Source organism: Nonomuraea zeae, from assembly GCF_005889725.1.
Lineage (GTDB): Bacteria > Actinomycetota > Actinomycetes > Streptosporangiales > Streptosporangiaceae > Nonomuraea > Nonomuraea zeae.
Genome location: NZ_VCKX01000456.1, coordinates 1 through 7,122, shown reverse-complemented (window position 1 = coordinate 7,122; position 7,122 = coordinate 1). Strand labels below are relative to the sequence as shown.

The 7,122-nt window shown below is 69.8% G+C and carries 6 protein-coding genes; 2 read left to right on the top strand and 4 right to left on the bottom strand.

What is annotated here, in order from left to right; genetic code table 11:
* Both ETD85_RS58665 and ETD85_RS58660 read left to right on the top strand, forming a co-directional pair.
* On the top strand, window positions 1-175 hold a 175-nt coding region (locus ETD85_RS58665), incomplete at its 5' end, for a WYL domain-containing protein (RefSeq protein ID WP_138698480.1).
* A gap of 89 nt (window positions 176-264) precedes the next feature.
* Window positions 265-624: a VOC family protein gene (locus ETD85_RS58660; RefSeq protein ID WP_138698479.1), complete on the top strand. Its 360-nt coding sequence runs from the start codon at window positions 265-267 to the stop codon at window positions 622-624.
* Between the two features lie 226 nt (window positions 625-850).
* Here ETD85_RS58660 and ETD85_RS58655 read toward each other — a convergent pair whose 3' ends face one another.
* The 4 genes from ETD85_RS58655 to ETD85_RS58640 all read right to left on the bottom strand — a co-directional run.
* Window positions 851-1,615: a maleylpyruvate isomerase family mycothiol-dependent enzyme gene (locus ETD85_RS58655; RefSeq protein WP_138698478.1), complete on the bottom strand. Its 765-nt coding sequence runs from the start codon at window positions 1,613-1,615 to the stop codon at window positions 851-853.
* A gap of 9 nt (window positions 1,616-1,624) precedes the next feature.
* Window positions 1,625-3,121 carry an alpha/beta hydrolase gene (locus tag ETD85_RS58650; protein WP_138698477.1) on the bottom strand — a complete coding sequence of 499 codons (1,497 nt, stop codon included), beginning with the start codon at window positions 3,119-3,121 and terminating at the stop codon, window positions 1,625-1,627.
* A 204-nt stretch (window positions 3,122-3,325) separates the two neighbouring features.
* Window positions 3,326-6,073 carry a pyruvate dehydrogenase (acetyl-transferring), homodimeric type gene (aceE, locus tag ETD85_RS58645; RefSeq protein WP_138698476.1) on the bottom strand — a complete coding sequence of 916 codons (2,748 nt, stop codon included), beginning with the start codon at window positions 6,071-6,073 and terminating at the stop codon, window positions 3,326-3,328.
* Between the two features lie 369 nt (window positions 6,074-6,442).
* Window positions 6,443-7,122, bottom strand: a 680-nt coding sequence (locus tag ETD85_RS58640) for a response regulator (protein ID WP_338087267.1), incomplete at its 5' end; no start/stop codon positions are given.

Genomic DNA, 7,122 nt, shown 5'->3' with positions numbered 1-7,122 from the left:
GGGCGGGTTCTGGTATCTCGTGGCCTGGTGCCGGTTACGCGATGACGTACGCGTCTTCCGGCTCGACCGCATCGCCGCCGCCAGCGTCACCGCCGAGCGCTGCCCCGACCGCCCGCTCGAGGGCTTCGCCACCGACGTGCCCGAGATGATCGTGCACGGCACCGTCCTCGATTAGGCAGCTCTGCTCGAAAAGTCAATCGAAAACACCGACATAGGGTTGTCGCCTACACGTTAGATCGTTGTCTTGTTCGAGAAAGAGAGGCAATGATGGACAACACGGTGACCTGGTTCGAGGTTGCGACCGACGATCCCGAAGGCGCCCAGCAGTTCTACGGCGGGTTGTTCGGCTGGACGTTCGCCCGTGACGAGAGTCCGGTCGACTATCGCCTGATCGGCTATCCGGGTGGTGAGCAGCCGGCGGGCGGTCTCTACAACACCAAGGGCGAGTTCCCCGCGCACGCCGTCTTCCACGTGCAGGTGGCCGACGTCGAGGAGACCTGTGCCAGGAGCGAGTCGCTCGGCGGCAAGGTGGTCACGAAGGTGATCGACGACGGCGCGGGCACCGACTTCGCCTACGTCCGCGACACCTCGGGCAGCCTCTTCGGCGTCTTCCACCGCAGGTGACGCACGACGGCCCGCCTGGCGCGCGCGGCCGGCCAAGGACTTTCCACCGCAGGTGATGACCTGCTCGCGGGGCCGGGGAGAGCACCTTCCCCGCCGACTCCGGCAGGCGAGCGGGCCGCTTCGAAGAGGCGGTTCACCCCTCGCCCTGGACACGCCGCCGCTCGCCGAACGGCGGCGCGTCCAGGGCCAAGCGCCCTGGTGACGCCTTGACGTCCCGGACGCCGGGTCAGAAGGCGGCCGTGGCCAGCCAGCGGGTGAGGAGGTCGCGGTCGCCATGGACGGTGAGCGCCTCGGGCGAGCGGCGGCCGTACAACAGCAGGAGCAGGTCGCTCGCCGTCCCCTGGACGGCGGCGTCGCCCTTGGCGTGGCCGGGCGCCCAGGAGATCTTCCCGGCGGGCCCCTGGGTGATGGTCCACTCGCCGTCGGCGTCGCTCGCGTGGAGGTGGATCGTGGCCCCCTCCACGCCGAGCTCGGCCAGCGGCCGGGCGACCCAGGAGGCGTACGGCAGGTTGTGCAGGAACTCCTCGACGCCGTCGATCGCGACCTCCGCCGGGACGACCGGGTCGATGCCGAGCGCGAGCTCGGCGTCGGCCCGGTGGATCACCAGCTCGAAGAGCATCCGCCGCGGCCACCAGGACGCCCGCCGGTCCGGGCCCCAGGTCCACACCGCCAGCTCGGGGTCGGTCGTGCGCAGCGTGTCGAGCAGCTCGGCGGCCCCCGCCATGAGCCAGTCCGCGTCGCCGCTACGCCCCTCCGCCAGGTCGCTGGGCACCTGCCGCGACCAGATCCGCTCCTGGACCTGGCCGCGCAGGACGTGCACCGCCCAGCGGTGGGTCTGGCCGACATGCGTGATGAGCTCGGCGAACGTCCACCCCGGGCACGTGGGCACCGGGACGGACAGGTCGCCGGCCAGGGCCGCGAGCCGGGCGCTCTCCGTCTCGATGCGGGAGATCAGCGCCCTGGCGTCGTGGTCAGTCACTCGATCCGTCATTGGCCCAGACTAGGCCGCCGGGCAGCTCGCGTTCTTCTCCGGCAGCTTGCCCTCGATCAGGAAGCCGTCCACGAGCCCCTGGACGCACTTGCTGCCCGACAGGTACGCGCCATGCCCCTCGCCCTGGTAGGTGACCAGCCTGCCGGTCTTGAGCTGGGCCGTCAGCTTCGGCGCCCACTCGTACGGCGTGGCCGGGTCGCCCTTGCCGCCCACCACCACGATCGGCGCGGACCCGCTGGCGTTGACGTGCCGGGCCTGGTTGCTGCCCTTGACCGGCCAGACGCTGCACAGCCCGCCCGAGCCCTCGCTGCCGAACAGCGGCGAGATCTTCAGCGAGGCCTCCGCCGTCCGCCGCAGCTCGGCCTCGGAGGGCCGCTCGGCGGTGTCCACGCAGGTGATGGCCGGGAAGCTGGTCATCTGCGTGGAGTAGCTGCCGTCCTCGTTGCGCCCGGTGTAGGAGTCGGACAGGTACATCAGCGCCTCGCCCTTGCCCTTGAGCGCGTCGCCGAGCGCCTGCTCCAGGAACGGCCAGGTCAGCTCCGAGTAGAGCGCGGCGGCCAGGCCGGTGGCGGCCAGCCCCTGGGTCAGCGCCCGGCCGCCGACCTGGAGTGGCTTCGTGGTGAGCTGGTTCATCAGCTTCTCGACGTTGGCGTTGGCGCTGGCCTGGTCCTTGCCGAGCTCGCAGGTGCTCTTGAGGCACGAGCGCAGGAAGCTCTCGTACGCCCGCTGGAACCCGCGCGTCTGCGCCAGCGTGCGCTGCTCGAACGTGACCGTCGGGTCGAGCGGCGCGTCGAGCACCATGCGGCCCACCTTCTTGGGGAACTCGGTGGCGTAGACGCCGCCGAGCTGCGTGCCGTAGGACATGCCGACGTAGTTGAGCTTGGGGTCGCCCACCGCGGCGCGGATGCGGTCCATGTCGCGGGCGGCGTTCACGGTGCCGATGTAGGGGAGGATCTTGCCGGAGTTCTGCTGGCAGAGCGCGGCGAACTGCTTGTTGGCCGCGTCGATCTCCCGGTCCGTCTCCTCGCCGGGCGGCAGCGTGTCCAGCGCGGTGAACTTGTCCATCTCCGCCCCGTTGCCGCAGCGCACACCGGCGCTGCGCTCGACGCCGCGCGGGTCGAAGCTGATCAGGTCGTAGTGGGCCCGCAGGTTGGTGAGCGCCTTGGCGGCCTGGTCGAGCGTGTCGACGCCGGAGGCGCCCGGCCCGCCGAAGTTGAACACCATCGAGCCGAGCGGCTTGCTCTTGCTGGTGGTGGGGAGCTTGATGAGCGCCAGGTCGATCTTGTCGCCGTCGGGCTTGGCGTAGTCGAGCGGCACGGACAGCTTCCCGCACCGGACCGAGGGGTCCTGCCTGGCCGGCGGCTCGCCGTCGGGACGCTTGATGTCGGTGCACGGGCCCCAGGCGATCTTGTCGGGGGCGGCCGTCGACTGGGTGGCCGGCTCCGCGGGTGCGGTGGAGCAGCCGGTGGCGGTCACCAGCAGGGCGGCGGCTAGGACGCGTCGCATCACGAAAAAACTTCCCCTCGTCTCTCAGGGGGAAGTAGTGCCCACAATACGTGACCCCGCACCAAACCTGGGTGAGGCGGCACGTACCCCTCCTGAACGTGCCGCCTCACAGGCCCCACGGCGCGGACGGCCGAATATGACGGCGCTCCCGCGGGAAACATTTCGCGGGAGCGCCGCCGCCGGATCACTCGGATCCGGTTTTTCTCAGACGCCCATCGACTGGGTGTCGTTGCTCTCCGCGCCGCCCGCCTCGGTGACGCCGTTCTTGAGGTGGTAGCGGGCGATGGCCTCGCGCAGCACCTCGCCGTCGAGCTCGCCCCGCTTGACCAGGCTGGTCAGCACGGCCAGGGTGATCGAGGCGGCGTCCACGTGGAAGTGGCGGCGCAGCGCCGAGCGGGTGTCGGACAGGCCGAACCCGTCGGTGCCCAGCGAGGACCAGTCACCCGGCACCCACTGCGCGATCTGGTCCTGTACGGCCTTCATGTAGTCGCTGACGCCCACGAACGGGCCCTGCGCCTGCGACAGCGCCTGGGTCACGTAGGGGACGCGCCGCTCGGCGTCGGGGTTGAGGAGGTTGTACTCCTCGCACGCCAGCGCGTCGCGCCGCAGCTCCGACCACGACGTCGCCGACCACACGTCGGCCGACACGCCCCAGTCCTCGGCCAGCAGGCGCTGCGCCTCCACGGCCCACGGGCCGGCCACGCCGGAGGACAGGATGTTGGCCTTCGGGCCCTGCGTCTGCGGGGCCGCCGCGAACTTGTACAGGCCCTTCAGCAGACCCTGCACGTCGAGGTCCGCGGGCTGCGCGGGCTGCAGGTAGGGCTCGTTGTAGACGGTCAGGTAGTAGAAGACGTCCTCGGGCTGGTCGCCGTACATCCTGCGCAGGCCGTCCTTGACGATGTGCGCGACCTCGAAGGCCCAGGACGGGTCGTAGGAGACCGCGGCCGGGTTCGTCGAGGCGATGAGCGGCGTGTGGCCGTCCTCGTGCTGCAGGCCCTCGCCGTTGAGCGTGGTGCGGCCCGCGGTGGCGCCGAGCAGGAAGCCGCGGCCCATCTGGTCGCCCATCTGCCACATCTGGTCGCCGGTGCGCTGCCACCCGAACATCGAGTAGAAGATGTAGATCGGGATCATGTGCTCGCCGTGCGTGGCGTAGGCGGTGCCGGCCGCGATGGTCGAGGCCATCGAGCCCGACTCGCTGATGCCCTCGTGCAGGATCTGCCCCTGCACGGCCTCCTTGTACGACAGCAGCAGCTCCCTGTCGACGGCCTCGTAGGTCTGGCCGTGCGGGGAGTAGATCTTCGCCGTCGGGAACATGGCGTCGAGACCGAACGTACGGGCCTCGTCGGGGATGATCGGCACGAACCGGTGGCCGATCTCCTTGTCCCGCATGAGGTCCTTGAGCAGCCGCACGAACGCCATCGTGGTGGCCACCTGCTGCTTGCCCGAGCCCTTGCCGAACTGGCTGTAGACGTCGTCGCCGGGCAGCTTGACCGGCTTGGCGCGCACGACCCGCTTCGGCAGCACGCCGCCGAGCGCGGCGCGGCGCTCCATCATGTACTCGATCTCGGGGTCGTGCTCGCCCGGGTGGAAGTAGGGGGGCAGCTCGCCTTCGAGGGCCGAGTCGGGGATCGGCAGGTAGAGCCGGTCGCGGAACTCCTTGAGCTCGGCCTTGGTGAGCTTCTTCATCTGGTGCGTGGCGTTGCGCGCCTCGAAGTCCTTGCCCAGCGTCCAGCCCTTGATGGTCTGGGCGAGGATCACGGTCGGCTGGCCGACGTGCTCACGGGCCGCCTTGAACGCCGCGTAGACCTTGCGGTAGTCGTGACCGCCGCGCGACAGCTTGCGGATGTCGTCGTCGGTGAGGTGCTCGACCATCTTGCGCAGGCGGGGGTCACCGCCGAAGAAGTGGTCGCGGATGTAGCCGCCGGACTCCACCGAGTAGGTCTGGAACTGGCCGTCGGGCGTGGTGTTCATCTGGTTGACCAGCACGCCGTCGACGTCGGCCGCGAGCAGCGGGTCCCAGTCACGGCCCCAGACGACCTTGATCACGTTCCAGCCGGCGCCGCGGAAGTACGACTCCAGCTCCTGAATGATCTTGCCGTTGCCGCGTACCGGGCCGTCGAGCCGCTGCAGGTTGCAGTTGATCACGAACGTGAGGTTGTCGAGCTCCTCGCGGGCGGCCAGGCCGATCGCGCCGAGCGACTCGGGCTCGTCCATCTCGCCGTCGCCGAGGAAGGCCCACACGTGGCTGCGGCTGGTGTCCTTGATCTGGCGGTTGAGCAGGTAGCGGTTGAACCGCGCCTGATAGATCGCGCCGATCGGCCCCAAGCCCATGGAGACGGTCGGGAACTCCCAGAAATCGGGCATGAGCCGCGGGTGCGGGTACGAGGGCAGCCCGTGGAAGCCGTGCGACAGCTCCTGGCGGAACGCGTCGAGCTGGGCCTCGTTGAGCCGGCCCTCGAGGAAGGCGCGGGCGTAGATGCCGGGCGCCGCGTGCCCCTGGAAGAAGACCTGGTCGCCCGACTCCCCGTGGTCCTTGCCGCGGAAGAAGTGGTTGAAGCCCACTTCGTAGAGCGAGGCGGCAGAGGCGTAGGTCGCGATGTGGCCGCCGACGTTGGTGCGGGCGTTGGCCCTGGACACCATGATGGCCGCGTTCCAGCGGATGTAGGCGCGGATGCGGCGTTCGACGTGCTCGTCACCCGGGAACCAGGGCTCGCGCTCCGGCGGGATCGTGTTGATGTAGTCGGTGCTGCGCAGGCCCGGCACGCCGACCTGGTGCTCGCGGGCCCGCTCCAGCATGCGCAGCATGAGGTAGCGGGCTCTGGTGCGGCCTTCGGTCTTGACGACGTTGTCGAGAGACTCGAGCCACTCGTTGGTCTCGCTGGGGTCGACATCAGGCAGTTGGCTGGGTAGGCCGTCGCTGATGATCGAGAATCGCTGGCGTCCGGAAGCCACTGGGTCTCGCCTTCCGAGATGGACTGATGTCTGGTCTTGGGTCGCCTTCCATCCTGGTCGCTAGTCGTAGAAAACGCATCTCTACTGGCCGGTAACCAGGGTGTCCCTGCTGGCAGGGCCGTGCACGATGGCCTAGACCACCGATGGTAGGACGAATCGCCACCAAAGGTTACATCCCGGGAGCAATTTAACAAGACCGGAAAACGAACGAAATTTCGCTCGAATGTCGGCTGTCGCGGAACCCCTGCTCCCGTGGTCGGTGCCGTACTCTGAAGCCTCCCCAAGAGAGGGAAGATTGTCACCCGGGAGAGCCCCCGACGCGCCGGGCGAGTCTAGCGGCATGCCCTCCATGCGGGGGGCGGGGTCCCCCTAAAGAGCCTCGTCCAGGGGTACGACGCCGTGCTGGAGCGCGTATATGGCGGCCTGGGTGCGGTCGGCCACGCCGAGCTTGCCGAGGATGCTGGAGACGTGTGACTTGACCGTCTCCCTGCCCATGCGGAGGTCCCTGGCGATCTCGGCGTTGGAGCGGCCCCTGGCCAGCGCGCACAGCACGTCGCGCTCTCTCGGGGTGAGCGTGTCGAGCGGCTGGGGCCGCTCGCCGCGGCGTACCTGGCGGACGAGCAGCGCGGCGATGCCCGGCGCGAGCACGCTGCCGCCCCGGGCGGCCGCGCGCACGGCCTCGACCAGGCGGTCCACCGCGGTCGTCTTCGACAGGTAGGAGAGCGCGCCGAGCCGCACCGCCTCCACCACCCTGTCGTCGTCCTGGAACGAGCTCAGCACGATCACCGCGGGCCGCTCGCCCGGCTCGCCGCCCAGCCGCTGCAGCACCTGGAGGCCGTCCAGGACGGGCATGACCAGGTCGAGCAGCAGCACGTCGGGGCGCAGTGACCGCACGGCCCGCAGCGCCTCGGCTCCGTCGCCGCTCTCGCCGACGACCTCGATGCCGTCCTCTTGGTCCAGGACGAAGCGCAGGCCCTGGCGGACGACCTCGTGATCGTCGGCGATGAGGACGCGTATGGTCATCGCGGCCTCACCACCGGGGCCGGTGG

Coding starts and splice junctions, on each gene's coding strand:
- ETD85_RS58650 (WP_138698477.1), bottom strand. CDS start 3,121: ATGCGACGCGTCCTAGCCGCCGCCCTGCTGGTGACCGCCACCGGCTGC.
- ETD85_RS58655 (WP_138698478.1), bottom strand. CDS start 1,615: ATGACGGATCGAGTGACTGACCACGACGCCAGGGCGCTGATCTCCCGC.
- ETD85_RS58660 (WP_138698479.1), top strand. CDS start 265: ATGATGGACAACACGGTGACCTGGTTCGAGGTTGCGACCGACGATCCC.